This is a genomic window from Ramlibacter sp. MMS24-I3-19 (genome assembly GCF_050320135.1).
Classification (GTDB): domain Bacteria; phylum Pseudomonadota; class Gammaproteobacteria; order Burkholderiales; family Burkholderiaceae_C; genus Ramlibacter.
The window spans coordinates 2,852,707-2,875,452 of sequence record NZ_CP190017.1 but is presented as its reverse complement, the minus strand read 5'-3'; the positions used below and the strand labels follow the sequence as shown (position 1 = coordinate 2,875,452).

The 22,746-nt window shown below is 67.3% G+C and carries 24 protein-coding genes and 1 pseudogene; 15 read left to right on the top strand and 10 right to left on the bottom strand.

Going from position 1 to position 22,746, the window contains the following annotated elements; all coding sequences use genetic code 11:
• Nucleotides 1-6: 6 nt before the first annotated feature.
• The 3 genes from rpsF to ppsA form a co-directional block, all read right to left on the bottom strand.
• Entirely contained in the window at nucleotides 7-372 is a 366-nt protein-coding gene (gene rpsF / locus ACPWT1_RS14365) for a 30S ribosomal protein S6 (protein WP_427911841.1), read from the bottom strand.
• Nucleotides 373-473: 101 nt separating this feature from the next.
• On the bottom strand, nucleotides 474-2,798 hold the full coding sequence (locus ACPWT1_RS14360) for a VC_2705 family sodium/solute symporter (protein WP_427911840.1): 2,325 nt from the start codon (nucleotides 2,796-2,798) through the stop codon (nucleotides 474-476).
• A gap of 64 nt (nucleotides 2,799-2,862) precedes the next feature.
• Nucleotides 2,863-5,256, bottom strand: coding sequence for a phosphoenolpyruvate synthase (gene ppsA, locus ACPWT1_RS14355; RefSeq protein ID WP_427911839.1), 2,394 nt, complete (start codon nucleotides 5,254-5,256; stop codon nucleotides 2,863-2,865).
• 189 nt (nucleotides 5,257-5,445) lie between these two features.
• On the opposite strand from ppsA, the gene ppsR reads away from it, so the two are divergent.
• The 4 genes from ppsR (at nucleotide 5,446) to bfr (ending at nucleotide 9,221) form a co-directional block, all read left to right on the top strand.
• Nucleotides 5,446-6,267 (top strand): posphoenolpyruvate synthetase regulatory kinase/phosphorylase PpsR, encoded by an 822-nt coding sequence (gene ppsR / locus ACPWT1_RS14350; RefSeq protein ID WP_427915562.1) that lies wholly within the window; start codon nucleotides 5,446-5,448, stop codon nucleotides 6,265-6,267.
• A gap of 151 nt (nucleotides 6,268-6,418) precedes the next feature.
• Nucleotides 6,419-6,991 carry an alkyl hydroperoxide reductase subunit C gene (gene ahpC / locus ACPWT1_RS14345; RefSeq protein ID WP_427911838.1) on the top strand — a complete coding sequence of 191 codons (573 nt, stop codon included), beginning with the start codon at nucleotides 6,419-6,421 and terminating at the stop codon, nucleotides 6,989-6,991.
• 84 nt (nucleotides 6,992-7,075) lie between these two features.
• On the top strand, nucleotides 7,076-8,641 hold the full coding sequence (gene ahpF / locus ACPWT1_RS14340) for an alkyl hydroperoxide reductase subunit F (protein WP_427911837.1): 1,566 nt from the start codon (nucleotides 7,076-7,078) through the stop codon (nucleotides 8,639-8,641).
• A 100-nt stretch (nucleotides 8,642-8,741) separates the two neighbouring features.
• Nucleotides 8,742-9,221, top strand: a complete 480-nt coding sequence (bfr, locus tag ACPWT1_RS14335) for a bacterioferritin (protein ID WP_427911836.1) — start codon at nucleotides 8,742-8,744, stop codon at nucleotides 9,219-9,221.
• A gap of 12 nt (nucleotides 9,222-9,233) precedes the next feature.
• Here bfr and feoB read toward each other — a convergent pair whose 3' ends face one another.
• Together feoB and ACPWT1_RS14325 are read right to left on the bottom strand one after the other, a co-directional pair.
• Nucleotides 9,234-11,120 carry a ferrous iron transporter B gene (feoB, locus tag ACPWT1_RS14330; RefSeq protein WP_427911835.1) on the bottom strand — a complete coding sequence of 629 codons (1,887 nt, stop codon included), beginning with the start codon at nucleotides 11,118-11,120 and terminating at the stop codon, nucleotides 9,234-9,236.
• Nucleotides 11,117-11,443, bottom strand: coding sequence for a FeoA family protein (locus ACPWT1_RS14325; RefSeq protein ID WP_427911834.1), 327 nt, complete (start codon nucleotides 11,441-11,443; stop codon nucleotides 11,117-11,119). Before ACPWT1_RS14325 ends, feoB begins: the two co-directional genes overlap by 4 nt.
• A 318-nt stretch (nucleotides 11,444-11,761) precedes the next feature.
• Here ACPWT1_RS14325 and ACPWT1_RS14320 point away from each other — a divergent pair, with 318 nt between their 5' ends.
• The 10 genes from ACPWT1_RS14320 (at nucleotide 11,762) to hemP (ending at nucleotide 17,962) form a co-directional block, all read left to right on the top strand.
• Nucleotides 11,762-12,097 carry a TonB-dependent receptor plug domain-containing protein gene (locus ACPWT1_RS14320; protein ID WP_427911833.1) on the top strand — a complete coding sequence of 112 codons (336 nt, stop codon included), beginning with the start codon at nucleotides 11,762-11,764 and terminating at the stop codon, nucleotides 12,095-12,097.
• Complete coding sequence (locus ACPWT1_RS14315; protein WP_427915561.1) at nucleotides 12,060-13,937, top strand: TonB-dependent receptor; 1,878 nt, start codon at nucleotides 12,060-12,062, stop codon at nucleotides 13,935-13,937. The genes ACPWT1_RS14320 and ACPWT1_RS14315 overlap by 38 nt, the downstream gene beginning before the upstream one ends.
• Nucleotides 13,938-13,940: 3 nt before the next feature.
• Nucleotides 13,941-14,627 carry a Fe2+-dependent dioxygenase gene (locus ACPWT1_RS14310; protein WP_427911832.1) on the top strand — a complete coding sequence of 229 codons (687 nt, stop codon included), beginning with the start codon at nucleotides 13,941-13,943 and terminating at the stop codon, nucleotides 14,625-14,627.
• A 26-nt stretch (nucleotides 14,628-14,653) separates the two neighbouring features.
• Nucleotides 14,654-14,929 (top strand): PepSY domain-containing protein, encoded by a 276-nt coding sequence (locus ACPWT1_RS14305; RefSeq protein ID WP_427911831.1) that lies wholly within the window; start codon nucleotides 14,654-14,656, stop codon nucleotides 14,927-14,929.
• A gap of 2 nt (nucleotides 14,930-14,931) precedes the next feature.
• A complete protein-coding gene (locus ACPWT1_RS14300; protein WP_427911830.1) occupies nucleotides 14,932-15,498 on the top strand; it encodes a cytochrome b/b6 domain-containing protein in 567 nt (188 codons plus the stop codon).
• A 102-nt stretch (nucleotides 15,499-15,600) separates the two neighbouring features.
• Nucleotides 15,601-15,873, top strand: a complete 273-nt coding sequence (locus ACPWT1_RS14295) for a (2Fe-2S)-binding protein (protein WP_427911829.1) — start codon at nucleotides 15,601-15,603, stop codon at nucleotides 15,871-15,873.
• A 57-nt stretch (nucleotides 15,874-15,930) separates the two neighbouring features.
• Complete coding sequence (locus ACPWT1_RS14290) at nucleotides 15,931-16,629, top strand: energy transducer TonB (RefSeq protein ID WP_427911828.1); 699 nt, start codon at nucleotides 15,931-15,933, stop codon at nucleotides 16,627-16,629.
• 6 nt (nucleotides 16,630-16,635) lie between these two features.
• Nucleotides 16,636-17,349, top strand: coding sequence for a MotA/TolQ/ExbB proton channel family protein (locus ACPWT1_RS14285; protein WP_427911827.1), 714 nt, complete (start codon nucleotides 16,636-16,638; stop codon nucleotides 17,347-17,349).
• 2 nt (nucleotides 17,350-17,351) lie between these two features.
• Nucleotides 17,352-17,765: an ExbD/TolR family protein gene (locus tag ACPWT1_RS14280; protein WP_427911826.1), complete on the top strand. Its 414-nt coding sequence runs from the start codon at nucleotides 17,352-17,354 to the stop codon at nucleotides 17,763-17,765.
• Nucleotides 17,738-17,962, top strand: coding sequence for a hemin uptake protein HemP (gene hemP, locus ACPWT1_RS14275; protein WP_427915560.1), 225 nt, complete (start codon nucleotides 17,738-17,740; stop codon nucleotides 17,960-17,962). The genes ACPWT1_RS14280 and hemP overlap by 28 nt, the downstream gene beginning before the upstream one ends.
• On the opposite strand, the gene ACPWT1_RS14270 is transcribed toward hemP, so the two are convergent.
• Nucleotides 17,963-18,370 carry a GlcG/HbpS family heme-binding protein gene (locus ACPWT1_RS14270; RefSeq protein ID WP_427911825.1) on the bottom strand — a complete coding sequence of 136 codons (408 nt, stop codon included), beginning with the start codon at nucleotides 18,368-18,370 and terminating at the stop codon, nucleotides 17,963-17,965.
• Nucleotides 18,371-18,485: 115 nt separating this feature from the next.
• On the opposite strand from ACPWT1_RS14270, the gene ACPWT1_RS14265 reads away from it, so the two are divergent.
• Entirely contained in the window at nucleotides 18,486-19,175 is a 690-nt protein-coding gene (locus tag ACPWT1_RS14265) for a Bax inhibitor-1/YccA family protein (RefSeq protein ID WP_427911824.1), read from the top strand.
• Nucleotides 19,176-19,231: 56 nt separating this feature from the next.
• On the opposite strand, the pseudogene rlmD reads toward ACPWT1_RS14265, so the two are convergent.
• From rlmD to ACPWT1_RS14245, 4 genes and pseudogenes are all read right to left on the bottom strand, one after another.
• Nucleotides 19,232-20,625: pseudogene (rlmD, locus tag ACPWT1_RS14260) on the bottom strand (23S rRNA (uracil(1939)-C(5))-methyltransferase RlmD).
• Entirely contained in the window at nucleotides 20,622-21,131 is a 510-nt protein-coding gene (locus ACPWT1_RS14255; RefSeq protein ID WP_427915559.1) for a M1 family aminopeptidase, read from the bottom strand. The pseudogene rlmD and the gene ACPWT1_RS14255 overlap by 4 nt, the downstream one beginning before the upstream one ends.
• Complete coding sequence (locus tag ACPWT1_RS14250) at nucleotides 21,047-21,946, bottom strand: hypothetical protein (protein ID WP_427911823.1); 900 nt, start codon at nucleotides 21,944-21,946, stop codon at nucleotides 21,047-21,049. Before ACPWT1_RS14250 ends, ACPWT1_RS14255 begins: the two co-directional genes overlap by 85 nt.
• Complete coding sequence (locus ACPWT1_RS14245; protein ID WP_427911822.1) at nucleotides 21,943-22,728, bottom strand: 3'-5' exonuclease; 786 nt, start codon at nucleotides 22,726-22,728, stop codon at nucleotides 21,943-21,945. The genes ACPWT1_RS14250 and ACPWT1_RS14245 overlap by 4 nt, the downstream gene beginning before the upstream one ends.
• Nucleotides 22,729-22,746: the final 18 nt, after the last annotated feature.

The following is a 22,746-nucleotide window of genomic DNA, read 5'->3' as shown; positions in this document are numbered from 1 at the left end:
AGTGCCTTACGACTGGTACTCCGCCTGCTGGGCCTTGCGAGCTTCCTCGCGCTCGACGGTCTTCATCATCGACGACGGGCCGGTGTCGGCCTTCTTCTTGACCACCGTGAGGTGGCGCAGCACGGCGTCGTTGAAGCGGAAGGCGTGCTCGAGCTCGCCCATCACGTTCTGGTCGGCCTCGATGTTGACGCACAGGTAGTGCGCCTTGGCGAGCTTGTTGATCTGGTAGGCCAGCTGGCGGCGGCCCCAGTCCTCGACACGATGCACCTTGCCGCCGCCGGCGGTGATCATGCCCTTGTAACGCTCCAGCATGGCCGGAACCTGCTCGCTCTGGTCCGGGTGGATCAGCAGCACGATTTCATAATGACGCATGGACTCTCCTTGAGGATGGGCCGGGGCGCTCGTCTCCGAGTCCGCCGGCGGTGGCAGCCGCCCCCGGCGTCAGACGGGGTGCGGCAAGGCAAAGCCAAAGATTATACAGCGGGCGGCACCGAGGACTGCTGCTGCAGGACTCCTGACCTCTGCGGGCGGGCCATGCGACGCGCGTAGACCCAGGTGATGGCCACATAGGCCAGCACGCCGCCCTGCGCGGCCATCCAGAAACTGAAGGGCCAGCCGAGCACCTGGAACCGCAGGTCGCGTGCGAAGTAGCCCACGCCGAAGGTCACGGCGAACCAGGCCAGCAGCAGCAGGCAGATCAGACGTCGGTTGCCTCGCGACGGCGACGGCGACGGCGACGGCATCTGCGCATCGGGCCCAGGCCAGGCGACGCTGGCCAGCACCGTGACCGCCACGCCGGCAGCGACGCCGAACACGCCGGCGCACACCGGCACGATGCCGAACCACTGCGGGGGAGCGCCGGTCAGCCCAAGCAGCGACCGGACCCACGGTGCGTTGGCACCGATGTAGTAGACCGTGACCAGCAGGCCCGCCACCATGCCGGCCACGGCGCCGGCCCGGCTGGTGCGACGCCAGAAGATCCCGAGCACCAGCGCAGGAACGAAGGTCGATGCCGCTAGCGAGAACGATGCCGACACCAGCGGCAGGATGTCCGCCGGCTTGAGCGCCGCCACGAGCGCCGCGACCAGGGCCATCGACAGCAGCGCGAACTTGGACAGGATCACGCGCTGCTCTGGCGCCATCTCCCGCGGGGTCTCCTGGCTGTACAGGTCGCGCACCATCGCGTTGCTGATGGTCAGCAGCAGGCCATCGGCCGTAGACAGCGCGGCGGCCAATCCTCCCGCGGCCACCAGCGCGGAAACGACGTAGGGAAGCCCAGCGATCTCGGGCGTCGCCAGCATCACGATGTCGGCACCGACGCGCAGTTCGCCGAACTGCAACCGGCCATCGCCGTTGATGTCGCTCACGGAAATCAGCGCCGGGTCGACCCGCGTCCACTGCACGATCCAGCTCGGCAACGCGTCGAAGCGGCTGCCGACCAGGTGCTGCATGACCTCGAACTTCACCAGCACCGCCAGCGCGGGCACGCTGAGGTACAGCAACGCGATGAAGAAGACGGCCCACGCCACCGATTCACGCGTCTGCGGCACGCCGGTCGTGGTGTAGAAGCGCGTGAGCAGGTGCGGCAAGCCCGCAGTCCCCGCCATCAGGCAGAACACCAGGGCCAGGAAATTGCGGCGCGAGAGGTCGAACGACTCCGAGTGCCTGCCTTCCGCCTCGCCGCTGAAGGCGACACTGTGGCGCGGCAACCCGTTGAGCGGACGTGCGCGCTCCTCGCTGTCGTGCATGGCACGCATCCACAGCTCGCGAGCGGCTTGCGGGCCACTCGGCAGCGCCGCGAGTTCACGGTGGGCGGCCACCACCTGCGAGGAGTCCACATTGCGCTGCTTCAACTCGCGAATGCGGGCCTGTGCCGCCGCACGCTCCCGGTCCAGCGACCCTGGCACGTCGGCCAGCAGTTGCCGATAGCGCTCCGCCCTGCGCAGGTACTCGGCCTGCACCGCCTTCTCGGCGGGATCGTCCAGCAGGCGCTGCTCCAGCCGCTCGATCTTCTCCAGCTGCTGGCCCACCACCAGCGGGGCGAGCGGGTTCCCGACCTGCTTGTACGCGAGCCAGGACACGGGGATCAGGAACGCCAGCAGCAGCACGACGTATTGCGCCACCTGCGTCCATGTGACGGCCCGCATGCCGCCGAGGAACGAGCAGAGCAGCACGCCGCCGAGACCAAGCAGGATGCCGATCTCGAACTGCACGCCGGTCAGGCGCGAGGCGATCAGGCCGATGCCGTAGATCTGCGCCACCACGTACGTGAACGAGCACGCGATGGCGCCCAGCGCAGCGACGCGACGCGGCCACGCCCCGCCGTAGCGGACCTGGAAGTAGTCGGGCAGCGTGTACAGCCCCATGCCACGCAGGTAAGGCGCAACCAGCAGGGCGACGAGGCAGAAGCCACCCGTCCAGCCGAGCACGTAGGCCAGGCCGCCCGGCTCGCCCGGCTTGCCCGTGAAGCCCTGGAGGTACAAGCCGCCAGCCAGGCTGATGAACGAGGCTGCACTCATCCAGTCGGCCGCCGTGGCCATGCCGTTGTAGAACGGCGGGATGCGGCGCCCGGCGACGTAATACTCCTCGGCGTCGCTGGTGCGGCCCCAGATGCCGATGGCGGCGTAGACCATCACCGTCGTGAAGAGGAACAGCGGACCGAGCCAGTGCCGCGCCAGGCCCTGCTGCTCTGCCCAGGCCAGCAGGAGCAGGAATCCGCACAGGCCCGCGATGTACAGGCCCAGCGTGCGACCCAGGCGGCGCTCGTAGCTGGTGCGAAGGCGTCGGTGGTCGGCCATGGTGATCGGGCGCTCGCCCGATCATCTCATCCGTGCTCCCCGTGTCGCCTAGGGATTGCGCGCGTCAGCGTGACGCGAGCTGGTGCCACGTGTCGATGACGCTGTCCGGATTCAGCGAGATCGACGTGATGCCCGCTTCGGCCAGCCACTTGGCGAAGTCGGGATGGTCGCTCGGGCCCTGGCCACAGATGCCGACGTACTTGCCCTGCTTGCGGCAGGCGGTGATGGCCCGCAACAGCATGGCCTTGACGGCCGGGTCGCGTTCGTCGAAATCAGCCGCCAGCAGCTCCAGCCCGGAGTCGCGATCCAGTCCGAGCGTGAGCTGCGTCAGGTCGTTGGAGCCGATGGAGAAGCCGTCGAAGTACTCGAGGAACTCGTCTGCCAGGATGGCGTTGCTCGGCACCTCGCACATCATGATCACTTTCAGCCCGTCCTGGCCGCGCTTGAGGCCCTGCTCCGCCAGCATGCGCGTGACGCGGTCGGCCTGCCCGAGCGTGCGCACGAACGGCACCATGATCTCGACGTTGGTCAGGCCCATGTCCTTGCGCACGCGCAGCAGCGCCTCGCACTCCATGGCGAAAGCCTCGCGGAACTCGTTGCTGATGTAGCGCGCCGCACCACGGAACCCCAGCATCGGGTTCTCTTCCTCGGGCTCGTAGCGCGAGCCGCCGATCAGCTTGCGGTATTCGTTGCTCTTGAAGTCCGACAGACGCACGATGACGGGCTTGGGCCAGAACGCGGCTGCGATGGTGGCCACGCCTTCGGCGACCTTGTCCACGTAGAAGGCGCGCGGCGACGCGTGGCCGCGGGCGACCGACTCCACGGCCTTCTTGAGGTCGCCATCGACGTTGGGGTAATCGAGGATCGCCTTCGGGTGGACCCCGATGTTGTTGTTGATGATGAACTCGAGGCGGACCAGGCCGACGCCGTGGTTGGGCAGCTGCGCGAAGTCGAACGCCAGCTGGGGGTTCCCGACGTTCATCGTCATCTTGACGTCGATGTCCGGCATTGCGCCGCGCTTCACCTCGCTGACCTCGGTTTCGAGCAGGCCGTCGTAGATGAAGCCCGTGTCGCCTTCGGCGCAGCTCACGGTGACCAGCGTGCCGTCCTTGAGCAGGCTGGTGGCGTCGCCGCAGCCGACCACCGCCGGGATTCCGAGTTCACGCGCGATGATGGCGGCGTGGCAGGTGCGGCCGCCGCGGTTGGTGACGATGGCGCTGGCGCGCTTCATCACCGGCTCCCAGTTCGGGTCGGTCATGTCGGTGACCAGCACGTCGCCGGCCTGGACGCGGTCCATCTCGGAGATGCTGTGCACCAGGCGCACGGGGCCGGTGCCCACCTTCTGCCCGATGGCACGGCCTTCGGCGAGCACGTTGCCCTTGCCCTTGAGCTTGTAGCGCATCTCGGCCTTGCCCTGCTGCTGGCTCTTCACCGTCTCGGGCCGGGCCTGCAGGATGTAGAGCTGGCCGTCCAGGCCGTCCTTGCCCCACTCGATGTCCATCGGTCGGCCGTAGTGCTTCTCGATGATCAACGCGTATTTCGCGAGCTGTTCGACCTCGGCATCGGTCAGCGAATAGCGGTTGCGCTGCTCGAGCGGAACGTCGGTGGTCTTCACCAGCTTGCCGCTGGCGGCCTTCTCGGCGTCGCTGCTGAACACCATCTGGATCAGCTTGGAGCCGAGATTGCGGCGGATCACCGCCCGCCTGCCAGCCTCCAGCATGGGCTTGTGCACGTAGAACTCGTCCGGGTTCACGGCGCCCTGCACCACCGTCTCGCCCAGGCCGAAGCTGGAGGTGATGAACACCACGTCGGGGAAGCCCGACTCGGTATCGATGGTGAACATGACGCCGGCGGCGCCAAGGTCGCTGCGCACCATGCGCTGCACGCCGGCCGACAGCGCCACGTCGGCGTGCGCGAAGCCCTTGTGCACGCGGTAGCTGATGGCCCGGTCGTTGTAGAGGGAGGCGAACACCTCCTTCATCTTGTGCAGCACGTCCTCGATGCCGACGACGTTCAGGAAGGTCTCCTGCTGGCCGGCGAACGACGCGTCGGGAAGGTCTTCCGCCGTGGCCGAGGAACGCACCGCGAAGCTGGCCTGCACGTTGCCGCTGGCCAGCTTCTCGAAGGCAGCGCGGATCTCGCGCTCCAGGTCGGCAGGGAACGGCTGGGCCTCGACCCAGCCGCGGATCTCGGCGCCGGCCGCGGCCAGCGCGCGCACGTCTTCGGTGTCCAGCGTCTGCAACCGCTTCTGGATGCGCTCGGCCAGGCCGGCATGGGCCAGGAACTGCCGGAATGCGTGGGCAGTGGTCGCGAAACCCGTCGGGACGCGCACGCCCTGCGGGAGTTGGGAAATCATTTCGCCGAGGCTGGCGTTCTTGCCGCCGACCGCCTCGACGTCGCTCATCCTCAGGTTCTCAAACGGTACGACCAGGGCGGTCGAGCTGAAACGCGCAGACATGGGGAAGCTCCAGAAGTTGAAACTGGGGTTGCGCGTGCGCGCAGGCGGCGCTGTCCAGGCGTGCGGCTTTGTGGTTCTTCGAAGAGGCCGGGGGCGTGCATGGACAGGCGGCGGGAAAGTTGCGGCCATTGTAGGCAGCGCGGCTGCCGTCCGGGCAGGTGGATGGCTCGGTAGGATGACGGCATGGCCATGCACGCCCGCACCGTGTTCTTCATCTCCGATGGCACCGGCATCACCGCCGAGACCTTCGGCAACGCCATCCTGGCGCAGTTCGAGTTCAAGCCGCGCCACGTGCGGCTGCCCTTCATCGATACCGTCGACAAGGCGCACCAGGTGGTCCGGCAGGTCAACCACACGGCCGAGGTGGAGGGCCGCAGGCCCATCGTGTTCACCACGCTCGTGAACGTGGAAATCCTGCAGGTGATCGAGGACGGCTGCAAGGCGATGCTGCTCGACATGTTCGGCACCTTCGTGCGGCCGCTGGAAATCGAGCTGGGCATGAAGTCCAACCACCGGGTGGGACGGTTCTCCGACGTGAGCAAGAGCAAGGAGTACCACGACCGCATCGAAGCGATCAATTTCAGCCTCGCGCACGACGACGGACAGAGCAATCGCGACCTGGAGGACGCCGACGTGATCCTGGTGGGCGTCAGCCGCAGCGGCAAGACGCCGACCTCGCTCTACCTGGCCATGCAGCACGGCCTCAAGGCCGCCAACTACCCGCTCATTCCGGAAGACTTCGACCGGCAGCAACTGCCGGGCGCCCTGGTTCCGCACCGCAAGAAGATCTTCGGGCTGACGATCCAGCCCGAGCGGCTGGCGGAGATCCGCAACGAGCGGCGGCCCAACTCGCGCTATGCGGCGCTGGAGAACTGCCGCGCGGAAGTTGCCGAAGCGGAAGCCATGATGCGGCGCGCCGGCATCCGGTGGCTCTCGACGACGACCAAGTCGATCGAGGAGATCGCCACCACGATCCTGCAGGAGATCCGGCCCGAGCGGCTGGAGTACTGAGGCTCGCGGCTCGGCAGTTGAGCGCTGCAGTACCTCGCAGTCAATAGACATTCTGCATGGAGTGGATTGAGTCAATGAATTGGATCAATCCTGCGCCGGAGGGCACACTCCTTGCCGCACTCCAACGAACTCTCACAGAGGAATCCCAAGCATGTCCCTGATCAACCAGCAAGTCCTTCCGTTCCAGGCCACCGCGTACCACAACGGCAAATTCGTGCCGGTGAGCGACGAGACGTTCAAGGGCAAGTGGTCGGTGGTGGTGTTCTACCCCGCTGACTTCACGTTCGTGTGCCCGACCGAACTCGGCGACCTGGCCGACAACTACGCCGAATTCAAGAAGCTGGGCGTGGAGATCTACGGCGTGTCGACCGACACCCACTTCACCCACAAGGCCTGGCACGACACGTCGGACACCATCAAGAAGGTGCAGTACCCGCTGATCGGCGATCCCAACCACCAGCTGGCGCGCTTCTTCCAGGTGCTGATCACCGAGGGCGAGGACGCGGGCCTGGCGCTGCGCGGCACGTTCGTGATCGACCCGCAGGGCCGCATCAAGACCATCGAAGTGCACGACAACGGCATCGGCCGGGACGCCAAGGAAACCCTGCGTCGCGTGAAGGCCGCCCAGTACATCGCCGCCCACCCGGGCGAGGTGTGCCCCGCGAAGTGGGAAGAAGGCGCCAAGACCCTGAAGCCCTCGCTGGACCTGGTCGGCAAGATCTGACCGCCGGCGCCGCGCGCCTGTCCCAAGGCCCGGGTGCGCCTCTCGCCCCGGGCCTTCGTCGTTCCTGAACCCTGGATTTCCAACATGCTCGACGCCAGCCTCAAAGCCCAGCTCGCCGCCTACCTGGAGCGCATCTCGCAACCGGTCGAAATCACCGCTGCGCTCGATGACACCGACGCCTCCCGCGACATGCAAGCCCTGCTGCATGACATCGCCGAGTCGTCGCCGCTCGTGCGCGTGACCGAGACCCGCGAAGGCAATGGCCCGCATCGCACGCCCTCGTTCGCTATCAACCGCCCCGGCGAGAACCACGGGCCGCGCTTCGCCGGCCTGCCGATGGGCCACGAGTTCACCTCACTGGTGCTGGCTCTCCTGCAGGTGGGTGGCTATCCACCCAAGGTGGAGCAGGACGTGCTGGAGCAGATTCGGGCGATCGACACGGATCTCGAGTTCGAGATCTACGTCTCCCTCACCTGCCACAACTGCCCGGATGTCGTGCAGGCGCTGAACCTGATGGCAGTGCAGAACCCGCGGATCCGCACGACGATGATCGAAGGCGGCCTGTTCCAGGAGGAGATCGAGCAGCGCCAGATCATGGGCGTGCCGACGGTCTTCCTCAACGGCACCATGTTCGGCACCGGCCGCATGAGCCTCGAGGAGATCCTGGCCAAGGTCGACACCAGCGGCAGCGAACGTGAAGCGAAGAAGATCGCGGGCAAGGATCCGTTCGACGTGCTGATCGTCGGCGGCGGCCCCGCGGGCGCGGCAGCGGCCGTGTACGCCGCGCGCAAGGGCATCCGCACGGGCATCGCATCAGAGCGCTTCGGCGGCCAGGTGCTGGACACCCCGGGCATCGAGAACTTCGTCTCCGTGAAGGAAACCGAAGGGCCCAAGTTCGCGCTGGCACTCGAGGAGCATGTGCGCCATTACGACGTCGACATCATGAACCTGCAGCGCGCCAAGGCGCTCAAGGCAGGAAGCGACCTCATCGAGGTGGAGCTGGAAAACGGCGCGGCGCTCAAGGCGCGCAGCGTGATCCTGTCGACCGGCGCGCGCTGGCGGAAGATGGGCGTGCCAGGCGAGGAGCAGTACCGCAACAAGGGCGTGGCCTATTGCCCGCACTGCGACGGTCCGCTGTTCAAGGGCAAGCGCGTGGCGGTGGTCGGCGGTGGCAACTCCGGCGTCGAGGCCGCGATCGACCTGGCGGGCATCGTGGCCCATGTGACGCTGCTCGAGTTTGCGGACCAGCTGCGTGCGGACGCTGTGCTGCAGCGCAAGCTGGCGAGCCTGCCCAACGTGACGACGATCCTGAATGCGCAGACCACCGAGGTCACGGGCGACGAGCACAAGGTCAGCGGGCTGGTGTACACGGACCGCCAGACCGGCCAGTCGCACAGGATCGAACTGGAGGGCGTGTTCGTGCAGATCGGCCTGGTGCCCAACACCGAATGGCTCAAGGGAACGCTCGAGCTCTCGCGGCACGGCGAGATCGTGGTCGACGCGAAGGGGCAGACCTCGATCCCCGGCGTGTTCGCCGCGGGCGATGCGACGACGGTGCCGTTCAAGCAGATCATCATCGCCGCGGGCGACGGAGCCAAGGCCGCGCTCGGTGCCTTCGACCACCTGATCCGCACGTCCGCACCCGCCTGAAGACACAGGACCGGACCGGGCCCGCCCTCGGCTGCACGCCGGCGGCGGGCCCGTTCCTTTCGGCCACAATCGACGCCACGCGAACCTCTGGAGCACTGCCATGCAAGGCAATCCGCAAGTCGTGCAGCACCTGCAGGCACAACTGAAGAACGAGCTGACGGCGACGAACCAGTACTTCCTGCACTACCGCATCCTCAAGCACTGGGGGCTGGACCGGCTCGCGAAGAAGGAATACGAGGAGTCGATCGGCGAGATGAAGCATGCCGACCGGCTGATGGAACGCATCCTGATGCTCGACGGACTGCCGAACCTGCAGGACCTCGGCAAGCTGCTCGTGGGCGAGGACGTTCCAGAGATCCTGAACGGGGACCTGCAGAGCGAGCGCGGCGCGCAGGCCACCATCAAGGCCGGCATCGCGGCTTGCGAACAGGCGCAGGACTATGTCTCGCGAGAGATCTTGCAGCACATCCTCGAGGACACCGAGGAGCACATCGACTTCCTCGAAACCCAGATCGACCTGCTGGCGAAGGTGGGCCTGCAGAATTACCTGCAGTCGCAGATGGGCGAGATCGGCAGCTGAAGCCGCGGTCCGTCAGCCCCAGCCCAGCGCGAGTGCGACGCGGTACGTGATGAACGACGCCACATACGCCAGCGCGAACAGGTAGCCCGCCATCACGAGGGCCCAGCGCCAGCCGCCCGTCTCGCGCTTGACCGTCGCCAGCGTCGCCATGCATTGCGGCGCGAACACATACCAGGCCAGCAGCGACAACGCGGTAGCCAGGCTCCAGCTGCTGGCGATGATGGGCGTGAGCGCCTGCGCCGCGTTGTCCTTCACCGACGAGAGTGCGTACACGGTGCCGAGCGCACTGACCGCCACTTCGCGTGCCGCGAGGCCCGGCACGAGCGCGATGCTGATCTGCCAGTTGAATCCGATCGGCGCGAGCAGCACTGACAGTCCGTGTCCGAGCAATCCCGCGATGCTGTACTCGATGGCTGGCCGCGTGGCGCCTGCCGGCGGCGCGGGGAAGCTGGCCAGCACCCAGAGGGCGACGGTCAGCGTCAGGATGATGGTGCCCACCCGTCGCAGGAAGATCACGGCGCGTTGCCACAAGCCGAGCGCCACGTTGCGCACGTGCGGCCAGTGGTACGTCGGCAGCTCCATCATCAGCGGCCGCGGCATGCCCCGCGCGGTCGTGCGCTTCAGGATCCAGGCCACTGCGAGCGAGCCGCAGATGCCGGCCACATAGAGCAGAAACAGCACGAGGCCCTGCAGCTCGATGCCAGGGCCGACGCGCCGCTGCGGGATGAAGGCGCCGATCAGCAGCGCATACACCGGCAGCCGTGCCGAGCACGTCATCATCGGCGCGATCATGATCGTCACCAGCCGGTCCCGCGGGTTGGAGATCGTGCGCGTGGCCATGATCCCGGGAATCGCGCAGGCGAAGCTGGACAGCAGCGGGATGAACGAGCGCCCGGAGAGGCCCACCCCGCCCATGATGCGGTCCAGCAGGAAGGCGGCGCGCGGCAGGTAGCCCGACTCCTCGAGCACGAGGATGAAGAAGAAGAGGATCAGCACCTGCGGCAGGAAGACCAGCACCCCGCCGACGCCGGCGATCAGTCCGTCGGTGATGAAGCTTCGCAGCAGGCCTTGCGGCAGGAACGCGCCGACCTGTTCACCGAGCCAGGAGGCCGAATCCTCGATGAGGGACTTGGGTCCCTCGGCCCAGGCGAACACGGCCTGGAACACCAGGAACAGCAAGGCCGTTAGCAACAGCGGCCCGATCACCGGGTGCAGCACGATGCGATCGATGCGGTCGCTGGCCAGGTGCGGGGCGACGTCACCGAGCCCGAGTCGCTCGAGCAGCGTCCGAACGCGCTCGTGATCCGGCAATTCGTCACCCGGCGGCGTGGGCACCGGCATCAGCGTGCGGGTCGGCTGCCAGATCTCCTGTCGTTCGAGCAGTTCGCGAAGGCTTGCGTCGCCGTCTCCCTGGACGGCCACCGTGGTCACCACCGGAACGCCAAGCTCCGTGGCAAGCGCTTCGCTGTCGATGCGGATGCCCCGGTTGTGCGCCAGGTCCACCATGTTCAGCGCCACCACGCACGGCAGGTTCATGCGCTTGACCGCCAGCACCAGACGCAGGCCGCGCCGCAGGTTGGTCGCGTCGACCACGCAGACAACCAGGTCGGGGCGCTTCTCGCCCTGCGCAGTGCCGAGCAGGACCTCGCACGTGATGCGCTCGTCAGGCGAGCGCGGGGTGAGGCTGTAGGTGCCGGGCAGGTCGAGGACGCGCACGGTCTTGCCCGAAGGCAGGGCGAGCCTGCCCTCCTTGCGCTCGATCGTGACGCCCGCGTAATTGGCGACCTTCTGCTGGCTGCCGGTCAGCCGGTTGAAGAGCGCGGTCTTGCCTGCATTGGGATTGCCGACCAGCGCCGCCAGGCGTCCCGGCGGATGCAGGTGGATGACGGCTTCATTCATGCGTGCTGGGTGCCGGGAAGTCCCTCGATCTGCACGCAAGCAGCCTCGGCGCTGCGCAGCGCGAAGGTCGATTGGCCGATGCGGACCACCAGCGGGTCGCCACCGAGAAAGCCTCGCGCCATCACCATGACGCGCTCACCGGGGCAGAAGCCGATCTCCTCCAGCTGGCGTGCCCGCTCGGGGACCTGCGGGTCGGCGTGAACCTGCCGCACCGTGAACAGCCGTCCGCTGGGCGCCTGGTCGAGCCGGTGCGAGATCGCAGCCGCGTTCGCGCGCACAGCACCGCCGGCAAGGCGGCTCGGGACGGTCGAACTGGGGGACATGCGCACTCCGGATACGAATTATTCTCATTCTAATCTGGAGAGCCGCCGCTGTGTTCTTGCCCTCGAGGCAAGAGGCTCAAATAGGAGTGATTCGCATTTGAATTACAATCCCGGCGACTCTGCGCCAGCCAATGCTCGCCTCCAAGCGCACCAGCCAGCCCGGATGAACTAGCACAACAACCCGGAAGACCTACTGGAGGCTACTTGGCACCTCGTTCTACGCTCGAATCCGCACGAGCGCCCGCCGGCAAAGCACGTGAAATCCCGCCCGCAGCGGCCCTGACCTCGGACACGGCATTCGTGCCACTGGGAGCGTTGATGCTCGCAGCATCCGTCAGCAGTTGGGCGCAAGGGAGCCCTGCGCCGGTCGTGGAGCAGAGCCTGAGCCCGGTCGTCGTGAAGGAGAAGGTTGAGCCTGCGCAGGGCAAGGACACGCTGCAGACCCGTCGGACGAACATCGGCAAGGGCACCCAGGACCTGCGCGACATCCCGCAATCCGTCACCGTGCTGACGGAGAAGCTGATCGACGATGCACGTCTCGACACCCTCAAGGAAGCCCTGCACTACACGGCGGGCATCACCTTCTCCGCGGTCCGAGAACGGCACCGACCAGGACATCCGCATCCGCGGCTTCCCGGCGGCGACCACGGGTGATCTGCTGATCGATGGAATGCGCGATCCGTCGCAATACGAGCGCGACACGTTCAACCTGGATCGCGTCGAGGTGCTGCGCGGCTCGGCTTCGATGCTGTTCGGCCGGGGATCCACAGGGGGCGTGATCAACCAGGTGACCAAGAAGCCGCTCCTCGCGGACCAGACCGACCTGGTCGGGTCCGTGGGCACCGACGGCTTGTTGCGCACCACCGCCGACTTAAACAAGCGGACCGGCGAGGAAGCGGCCCTGCGCATCAACGCGATGGCCACCAAGGCCGACAATCGCGGTGCCAAGGTCGAGCGCAATGGCATCGCACCGAGCTACAGCTGGGGCATCGACACCCGTGACGAGTTCAACGTCGGCCTGTTCGACCTCAACAGCAACAACGTACCCCGCAATGCGGTGGGTTACCTCGGCGGCCAGGTGGCGCACACGGACCCTCGCAAGTTCTACGGCACCCCGTCGGATTACGTCGATGGAAATGCCACCTACGCGAACCTGAGCCACACGCATCGCTTCGATGGCGGCGGCGAGTTGCGCAGCCAGCTTCGCACCGGCACGTTTGACCGCGCGCAGTGGAGCTCGGTCGCGCGATTCGGCACCACGAACGGGCTGCCAACCAACGCCGGCAACCTCGGCGATGCGACCATCCTCACGCGCGCATCGCTCACCCCGCGCAAGGACAACTACCGCACGACCTATCTCCAGAGCGACTACAGCGGCAAGGCGGGCTGGTTCGGGCTGAAGCACGAGGTCCTTGCAGGCGTGGATGCGGCCGCCGAGCAGGCCACCCGCTTCCAGAATGCGACGGGCAACGTGCTCGGCACGAGGCCTCCCACCACGTTGGGCACACCGGACGATGGCTCGGTGCTGACCGGCACTGGCAGCGTCCCCGCGTACCGGGAGACGAGCAACTACCGCGGCCACGCGCTGGGCGTCTATGCGCAGGAGCTGGTGCAGGTGGCCCCCCGGTGGAAGCTGCTAGGCGGTGTCCGCTGGGACCGCTTCGAGGCCACCACTGGCCAGGTGACCTACGCGAACAACGGCGCGGTCGCGACCCGGCCCTCGACCGACGTGTCGTATCCCTCGCTCTGGAGCTACCGCGCCGGCGCGCTGTACCAGCCCGACGACGCCAGCACGTATTACGTGTCGTACGGCACGTCCTTCAACACCTCGGCGGACACGTACCAGTTCACGACCCAGCAGACCGCCAACACGCCCGCCGAGAAGAGCCGCAACGTGGAGGTGGGCGCCAAGCTCGATTGGCTGGGTGGCAAACTGTCCACCCGCGCGGCGCTGTTCCGCACCGAGAAGTACAACGAGCGCACCACGGATGCCGACTTCGCGGGCACGGCCTTCACGCTGTCCGGCAAGCGGCACTCGACCGGCCTGGAGCTCGACGTCGTTGGCCGGCTCACGCCGAAGTGGGAGATGTACCTCTCGTACTCCTTCATCCCCGGTGCGACCATCGATGCGGTCGGCTTGTCCGCCAGGGCGCAGGCCAGCGTCGGCCAGCGCGTGGGACTGACGCCCAGGCACACGGGTGCGGCATGGCTCAGCTACCAGGCGTCGCCGAAGCTGCGCGTCGCGGGCGGCGTGCACGGCGCCAGCGAGAACTTCGCGCTGCAGGGAACCTCGGGCGCCGCCCAGCGCATGGCCCGAGCGCCGGGCTACGCCGTGGTGGATCTGATGGCCGAATACAAGGTCTCGCCCGACGTGTTCGTCCAGCTCAATGCCAGCAACGTCGCCAACCGCACGTACGGCGACCAGCTCTATCCCGGCTTCGTCATCCCCGGCCTAGGCCGCAGCTTGGTGGCGAGCGTCGCCTACCGGTACTGACCCATGCTGCTGCACGTCCGTGAAGTCCTGAACGCCGGCGAACTGTCGCGGGCGCGGGCCGTGCTCGCCACCGCACCGTGGGGCGACGGCCGCGCGACCGCGGGCGAGCAGGCCTCGCTGGCCAAGCACAACGAGCAACTCCCCGAGGACTGCGAGCCAACGCGCGAGCTGCAGCAGCTCGTGCTGCGCGGCCTCGAGCGCAACGCGCTGTTCTTCTCCGCGAGCCTGCCCAAGCACATCTCGCCGCCCCTCTTCAATCGGTACGGAGGCGGCAGCAACCGCTTCGACAACCACGTGGACGGTGCGGTGCGCTACCTCCGTCAAGGCGCGGGCCGGGTGCGCACCGACATCTCCTGCACCCTGTTCCTGTCCGCACCCGACGACTACGACGGCGGCGAGCTGGTCATCGAGGACGTTGCCGGCCCGCGGCGCATCAAGCTGCCGGCCGGTGACATGGTCCTGTATCCAGCCACCAGCGTGCATCGTGTGGAGCCCGTCACTCGAGGAGCACGGACGGCGGCGTTCTTCTGGATCCAGAGCATGGTGCGCAGCGACGAGCAGCGCCGGCTGCTGTTCGACATGGACAACCACCTGCGCCAGTTGCGCAGCACGATTGGCGACACCGATCCCGCGGTGGTCGGCCTCACCGGCACCTACCACAACCTGCTGCGGCTCTGGGTCGACGTCTGAGCCGCGTTCTCACGAAAGAAAGACTCATGGAAACCATCTCCCGCCTCTGTGCCGCCTTGCTGGTGCTGACCGCTGCCACCAGTGCGCTGGCCCATGGCGAGTTCAAGTGCGACGTGCCCAAGGCCGAATGGCGCAAGCAGACCGAACTGCAGGCCAAGCTGCTGGCCGACGGCTGGAAGAAGGTGCGGCAGGTCAAGACCGACAACGGCTGCTACGAGGTCTACGGCTTCGACGAGAAGAACGAGCGCGCCGAGGTCTACTTCAATCCCAAGACCTTCGAGAAGGTCGGCGCAGTCAAGTAAGAGTGGCTTCGCCTGGGGCGAAAGCCCTTGAAGATCGCGTCGCGGTCTGGGACACCGCCGTGCGCTGCCTGCACTGGCTGCTGGTGGCGACAGTAGCGATCGCTTGGCTCAGCTCGCTCGCGCTCCTGGGTTGGCACGAACCGGCCGGCTATGCCGCTGCCGCGATCGTCGCAGCCCGCGTCGCGTGGGGATTCACCGGCAGTCGCCACGCCCGGTTCGCTAGCTTCGTGCGCGGTCCTGCTGCCGTGGCAGCGTACGGACGCCGTGTTCTCGCACGGCGCGAACGACGCTACCTGGGCCACAACCCGCTGGGCGGCTGGATGGTGCTTGCGCTGCTGGCCTGCGTCGGCGCACTCGGCGTGACTGGCTGGCTCTACACCGCCACCGACCTGTTCTGGGGCGAGGCGTGGCTCGAGCGAGTGCATGCAGCACTGGCGTGGCTGCTGCTCGCGCTGATCGCCCTTCACGTCGCCGGCGTCGTGTTCACCAGCCTGCGCCAGCGCGAGAACCTGGTGCGCGCCATGGTCACCGGCGCCAAGCAGGCGCCCGGCGCCGACGATGCTGCGTGATGGCGGATGCGCATGCCCCTGCGATCAATCTGGATTGCAAATGCGAGCGATTCGTATTTATAATCAGTCCACTTTCCAACGCTACCGAACAAAGTCGTCCCCATGATCGTCTGCGTCTGCCACCGCGTTTCCGACCGCGAGATCGCCCGCCATGCGCGCGCCGGCATGAGCTTCGATGACATCCAGTTCGAGCTCGGCGTGGCCACGCAATGCGGCCAGTGCGAGACGTGCGCGCGGGACGTGGTGGCGCAGTGCAATGCTCTGCATCCGGTGGCGGCGCTGGAAGCGCAGCCGCGCAGCCACACAGTGCAGCTCTCGGCCCGTATCCAGGACAGCGCCGCCTGGAATCCACCGTCCGGTCTCGCGGCAGCCTGAGCTGCTGCCTGCGATCTCCCGCTCGCGCAGGGTGGCCTCGCTCTCGCGCTCCCATCAATGACGGTCATGGCCATGTCCACGATCTCGCCTCGCACTGCCGCGGTCGCGGGTGGGGTGGTGCTGCTGCATGTGCTGGCCCTCTGGGCCCTGAACGCCGGCCTGCTGCGTCAGGCGACCGAAGTGTTCGTGCCCGTGCAGATGCTGAGCGAGCTGATCACGCCCGCCGAACCGCAGGTGCAGCCGACACCAGCTCCACCGCCCAAGCCCCAGCCGATGGCGCAGCAGCCCGTTGCGCGAAGGAAGCCCGTGGCGCCCGCGCCTGCACCGCGGCCCATCGCGCCCCGCGAGCGGCCGTCGCCGAATGCGCCTGCCGCCGTCGCCGAGCCACAGCCGCCCTCACCGCCCGCCCCTCCAGCACCAGCAATTGCGACAGCGGCCGGTCCCACGGTGGAGGCTCCACCTGCGCCTGCCAAAGTCGAGCTCCCATCCACCAATGCCGAGTACCTGCAGAACCCGGCGCCGAACTATCCGCCGGCGAGCCGCCGCGCCGGCGAGCAGGGCAAGGTGATCGTGCGCGTCCTGATCGGCACCGACGGCACGGCGAAGGAGGTCGAACTGCGGCAGTCCAGCGGCTTCGACCGGCTGGACCGCGCCGCGCTGGAAACGGTGCGCAAGTGGCGCTACGTTCCCGGCAAGCGCAATGGCGTGCCGGAAGCCATGTGGTTCAACGTCCCCATCAACTTCGTCCTCGAATGAGTTCCCATGAACACTGACATCGGCCTCGCGCATCTCTGGAGCCAGGGTGACATCGTCACCAAGGGGGTCGCGATCATCCTGCTCGCGATGTCGCTGTCCTCTTGGATCGTGATCATCGTGAAGGCGCTCGATCTGCAGCGTTATGCGCGGCAGTCCCGGCGCATCGAGAGCTTCTGGCACGCATCCGACTTCGCCGACGGCCTGAGCAAGCTGGGCACCGATCCGTCGAACCCGTTCCGTGCGCTGGCCCTCGAAGGCCGCGAGGCCGCGGCACACCACAACGCGCAGCCGCAATTGCACGATTCGCTGGGCGCGAGTGACTGGCTCACGCGCGCGATGCGCAACTCGATCGACGAATCCACCGCGCGCCTGCAAGGTGGACTGGCGGTCCTCGCCTCCGTCGGATCCACCGCGCCCTTCGTGGGCCTGTTCGGCACCGTCTGGGGCATCTACCACGCACTGATCGCCATCGGCACCGCGGGCCAGGCCACCATCGACAAGGTCGCCGGCCCGGTGGGCGAAGCGCTGATCATGACGGCGCTCGGCCTGGCCGTCGCCATCCCGGCCGTGCTCGGCTACAACGCACTGGTGCGCGGCAACAAGGGCGTGCTGTTCAAGCTGAACCGGTTTGCGCACGACCTGCATGCGCACTTCATCACCGGCGCCCGTGTCACGACCGATAGCGCCACCAAGGTGGTGCCGATGAAGAAGGGAGCCTGAGCATGGCCTTCGGCACCCAGGACGACACCGACGAGGTGATGAACGAGATCAACATGACGCCGTTGGTGGACGTCATGCTGGTGCTGCTGATCATCTTCATGATCACCGTGCCCGTGATGAAGCACGCCGTCGACATCGACCTGCCACGCGCGAGCGCGCAGCCGCAGGACACCAAGCCGCAGACGGTGCGGCTCTCCGTCGATGCGCAGGGCCAGTACTGGTGGAACGAGGCGAAGGTCGCGGACGATGACCTGCCGCGGATGCTGCGTGCCGAAGCGGGCCACGATCCCCAACCCGAATTGCACATTCGCGGCGACAAGGACGTGCGCTACGAGCGGGTGGCGCAGGCGATGGCTGCAGCGCAGCAGGCCGGCCTGCGCAGGATCGGATTCGTCACGGAACCGAAGCGGCCGTGACGAATCCGGACGCAGATCACGAAGCCCAGCAGGCGGCGGATCCGGACGGCCAGGCCGCCTGCGAGAGGCCGCAGTCGCTGCCGCCCGTGCGCAGCGAACAACTGCTGCAAGGACGGCGCGTGGTCGAGATCACGCACAACGGCGAGACCTACCGGCTGCAGGCCACCCGGCTGGGCAAGCTGATCCTCACCAAGTGATCACAGACCCAGGGCGGCCAGGCCTGCGCGACCGATCTGCACGTCCTCGGTGGACTTGACGCCGCTCACGCCGATGGCACCCAGGCAGACGCCGTCTTTCATGATGGGCACTCCGCCCTCCAGGAGGCCGTGCAGGCCGGGAGCGCTGAGGAACGACACGCGGCCGCCATTGATCATCTCTTCGTACAGCCGGCTCTCGCGGCGGCCCATCGCGGCGGTGTGCGCCTTGGCGGGCGCGATCTGCGCCGAGACGGGAGCAGCGCCATCCAGGCGCTGCAGCCACAGCAGGTGCCCGCCATCGTCAACGATCGCGATCGACACGAGCCAGTTGTTCTTGCGGGCTTCGGCTTCCGCTGCAGCGGCGATGGCCTTGACGTCGGACAGTTCCAGGGTAGGTTTGGTTTTCATGCAGTTCTCCAGGGAGCGGCAAGCATAACGGGGCGCCCTTGGCGGCTGCGGCAGCACGACGGAACCAAACTAGAATCCTTCTCTCTAATCCGCCATCAGTTCAAGGAGCTTTGGTATGAACGAACAAGTCACGCGGGTCGGTTATGGCTATGCCCTTCCCTCGGCGCAGGAGCGAAACCGCGTCCTTCGCAACACCTACTGGCTGCTGGCGCTGAGCCTTATCCCCACGGTGCTGGGCGCCTGGGTGGGCGTGGCCACGGGCATCACGCGCTCCATGACGGGAGGGCTCGGTCTCATCGTCTTCCTCGGCGGCGCGTTCGGCCTCATGTTCGCGATCGAGAAGACCAAGAATTCCGCGGCCGGCGTCGGCGTGTTGCTGGCGTTCACGTTCTTCATGGGCCTGATGCTCTCGCGCCTCATTGCCATGGTGCTGGGACTGCACAACGGGCCCAGCCTGATCATGACGGCCTTCGGTGGCACGGCCGGCGTGTTCTTCGTCATGGCGAGCCTGTCGACCATGATCAAGCGCGACCTGTCCGGCTTCGGCAAGTTCCTGTTCGTCGGCGCCATGGCGCTGGTGATCGGCTCGATCATCAACGTGTTCGTGGGCTCCGGCACCGGCATGCTCGTGATCAGCGTGCTGGCCATCGGCATCTTCAGCGGCTTCATGCTGTACGACCTGAAGCGCATCGTCGACGGCGGCGAGACCAACTACATCACCGCCACGCTGGCGCTGTACCTGGATGCGTTCAACGTGTTCCAGAGCCTGCTGGCACTGCTGGGCATCACCAGCAGCAACGACTGAGGCGACAACGCCTGCGATGAGAAAAGGGGCCGCGAGGCCCCTTTCTCATTGGCGCCTCACGACAGGCGTTCGAAGACGGCGATGCTCTCGACGTGGGCGGTGTGCGGGAACATGTTGACCACGCCCGCAGCCGCGCAGCGGTAGCCGCCCTGGTGCACCAGCAGCCCGGCATCGCGTGCCAGCGTCGCCGGATTGCAGCTCACGTAGACGATGCGGCCGGCGGCGTCCAACCCGGAGCGAGGTCCGGCTGCTGGTGCAGGTCGGCCAGCGCCTTCGCCAATGCGAAAGCGCCTTCGCGAGGCGGATCCACCAGCCACTTCTCGGCCACGCCATCCCCCGCCAGTTGCTGGGGCGTCATCTCGAACAGGTTGCGTGCCACGAACCTGGTCGGCGCCAGCGTGCGCTGGCGCCGGTTGTTCTCGAGGTTCTCGCGCGAGCGCGCCACGAGCGCTTCGCTGCCTTCGATGCCCAGCACCTCGCGCGCTTGGGTCGCCAGCGGCAGCGTGAAGTTGCCCAGGCCACAGAACCAGTCCACCACGCGATCGTCCCGCTGCACCTGCAGCAGCCGCAGCGCCCGCGACACCAGGGTGCGGTTGATGTGCGGATTGACCTGCGTGAAGTCGGTGGGCCGGAACGGCATCGTCAAGCCGAACTCGGGCAGTCCGTAGGCAAGCTGCGGGCCGCCCTTATCCAGCAGGTGCACCGTGTCGGGCCCCTTCGGCTGCAGCCACCATTGCACCCGCGGATGCTCGCGCGCGAAGTCGCGCAGCCGTTGCAGGTCACCCGGGCTCAGCGGCTCGAGGTGCCGCAGCACCAGTGCGATGACGTCGTCGCCGCAGGCCAGCTCGACCTGCGGGCAGGTCTCGATGGCGTCCATGGCACCGACCATCGCGCGCAGCGGCAGCAGCAGGTCGCTGACCTCCTTCGGCACGACGTGGCACTCCCGGATGTCGGCCACGTAGCGGCTCTTGCGCTCGTGGAAGCCCACCAGCACGGCGCCCTTCTTGCGCACGTGGCGCACCGAGAACCGCGCGCGCCAGCGGTAGTTCCAGTCCGGGCCCTGGATCGGGCGCAGCACGAGGTCCGGCCGCACCTTTGCCAGGTGCCACAGGTTGTCTTCGAGCACCCGCTGCTTCATCGCCACCTGCGCCGCAGGATCCAGGTGCTGCATCTTGCAGCCGCCGCAGGCGCCCTCGTGCAGGCCGAAATGCGGGCAGCGCGGACGCACCCGCTGCGAGGATTCGCGGTGGATCGCCGTGAGGGTGCCCTGCTCCCAGTTGTTCTTGCGCCGGTGCACCGACACGCTGACCTGCTCGAACGGCAGCGCCCCGTCGATGAACACCACCTTGCCGTCGGGGCGCCGGGCCACGCCTTGCGCTTCGAGATCGAGCGCTTCCACGACCAGCCAGCCGTCCTGCGCCGGGGCGGCCACTTCCTTCTTGTCCGTCATGGACCCGATTGTCTCAGGCCTCCCCAGGCCCAGCGGTCGAAGAAGGCGCCGAGATCGCGGCCCGCCGACCTTTCCATGGCGCGCTGGAAGTCGGCCGTGGTGACGCTGGCGCCTCGATGCGCCAACGTGTACTCGCGAATGCCGCGCCAGAACGCCTGCTCGCCCACGGCCTCGCGCAGCAGGTGCAGCACGTAGGCGCCCTTCTGGTACACCACTGCGCGATCGTCCGCCGTCGGCCGCACCCATTCGGCATACACCAGTGGATGGTCATGACCGTCAGCGCGCAGCCGCTCCACGCGCGCCTGCCAGGACGCCACCTGCCGCAGGTACGCGTCGCGCCCGGACTGCCGTTCCTCGAATGCGGCGGCCAGGAACACGGCGAAGCCCTCGTTCAGCCAGAAATGACCCCAGTCGGCGCATGTCACGAGCACGCCCCACCACTGGTGCGCGGCTTCGTGCGCGAGAGCGCATCCGACCCTTCGCCGCGCAGAACGCGTTCGCCGAATCCCTCCGACAGCAGCGCGAACCCTGCCGCTTCCTGACCTACCGTCCGGGCGACCAGCGCCTGCTCGTAGCGACCGCGGTACGGAATCCCCGACACCTGGCCCATGAAGGCGAGCATGTCGCCGGTGCGCCGGAAGATCGTCCGCAGTTCGTCTGGCGACCGCTGCGTCGAAAGTTCGCGCAGCACCACGCCGTCGCGCACCTCCTGCGCCTCCTGGAAGCGGCCGATCGCGAATCCATACACGAAGCTCGGCACCGGCACCGACTGCTTCCAGGCCACGCGCTCGCGGCCGTCATCCAGGGGCGTGCGCGTTGCCGCTCCGTGGCCAGCGACGGTCCAGCCAGTCGGAACCACCACCGAGAGATCCAGCGTGGCGCGCACCGACGGGTCGTCGAGCACCACCATCCACTCGCTCGTGGAAAAGACCGTGTAGGCCTGCTCCAGCTCCCGGGCGAACTGCAGGCCGAACATCGGTGCGGCGCGATAACGGATGTCGAGCATCTGCCGGACGCCGGCGGCGTGCACCGGCAACGTGATCTGCAATCGCGGCCCGCTCTTCGTGAAAGTCACTGGCAAACCGTCGACCTCGACCGCATCGACATCCAGGCTGCCTGCATCGAAGGCGACCTCGTCCACGCCAGATGCTGCCCGCAGCGCGATTCGCTCGTGACCGGCGACACGACCGGCCCGGAGGTCCGGCTCGATCTGCGCGTCATAGTGCAGGACCTCGAAGCCGCGCTGGGCCGCGGCGGCGTGCACACCAGGCATCGACAGCACCAGGCTGGCCAGCAGCGCGGCACCGCGCAGCGCCCTCATTGCCAGGCGTCCAGGTACTCGCGCCAGTGTGGCTCGGCCTCGGCCAGGCCGGCCAGTGTCTCCTTGATCAGTGCGATCTCCTGCGAGTACTCGGTTTCCGTCAGCCCGCCGCGCATCTTCTGGAACCGGCAGTACAGCAGGTAGGTGTTCATCACGTCGGTCTCGCAGTACCGGCGGATGTCCTCCAGCTTGCCTTCCAGGTACGCCGGCCAGACCTGCCCTCCATCCATGCCGAGCTTCCCCGGGAAGCCGCACAGCTTGGCCATCGCATCCAGCGGCGCATTGGCGCGCGGCTGGTACATCGCCAGCAGGTCCATCAGGTCCAGGTGGCGCATGTGGTAGCGGCCGATGTAGTTGTTCCACTTGAACTCGCGGTCGTCATCGCCCATGTCCCAGTACTTGTCGGCGACGACCCCGTGCCGCAAGCCCCGGTAGTGCAGCACCGGCAGGTCGAAGCCGCCGCCGTTCCAGCTGACCAGCTGCGGCACGTGCTTCTCGATGCTGTTGAAGAACGACTGCACGATGCGGCCCTCGCTGGCGCCGTCGCGGTCGACGAACGAGTGCACGCGCAGGCCCTCGCCGCTGCGGAACACGCAGCTGATCACAAGAACTCGCTGCAGGTGATGCGGCAGGAAGTCGCTCTGCCCGTTGGCCTTGCGTTCCTGCACCCAGGCTTCGTGCACCTGCGCGTCGCTCTGGTCCGCAGGCGCACCGCGCAGCAGGCGCAGGCCGGGGACGTCGGGAATGGATTCGATGTCGAAGACAAGAACGGGCCAGGTCATGCGGGCACTTTAGCAGTG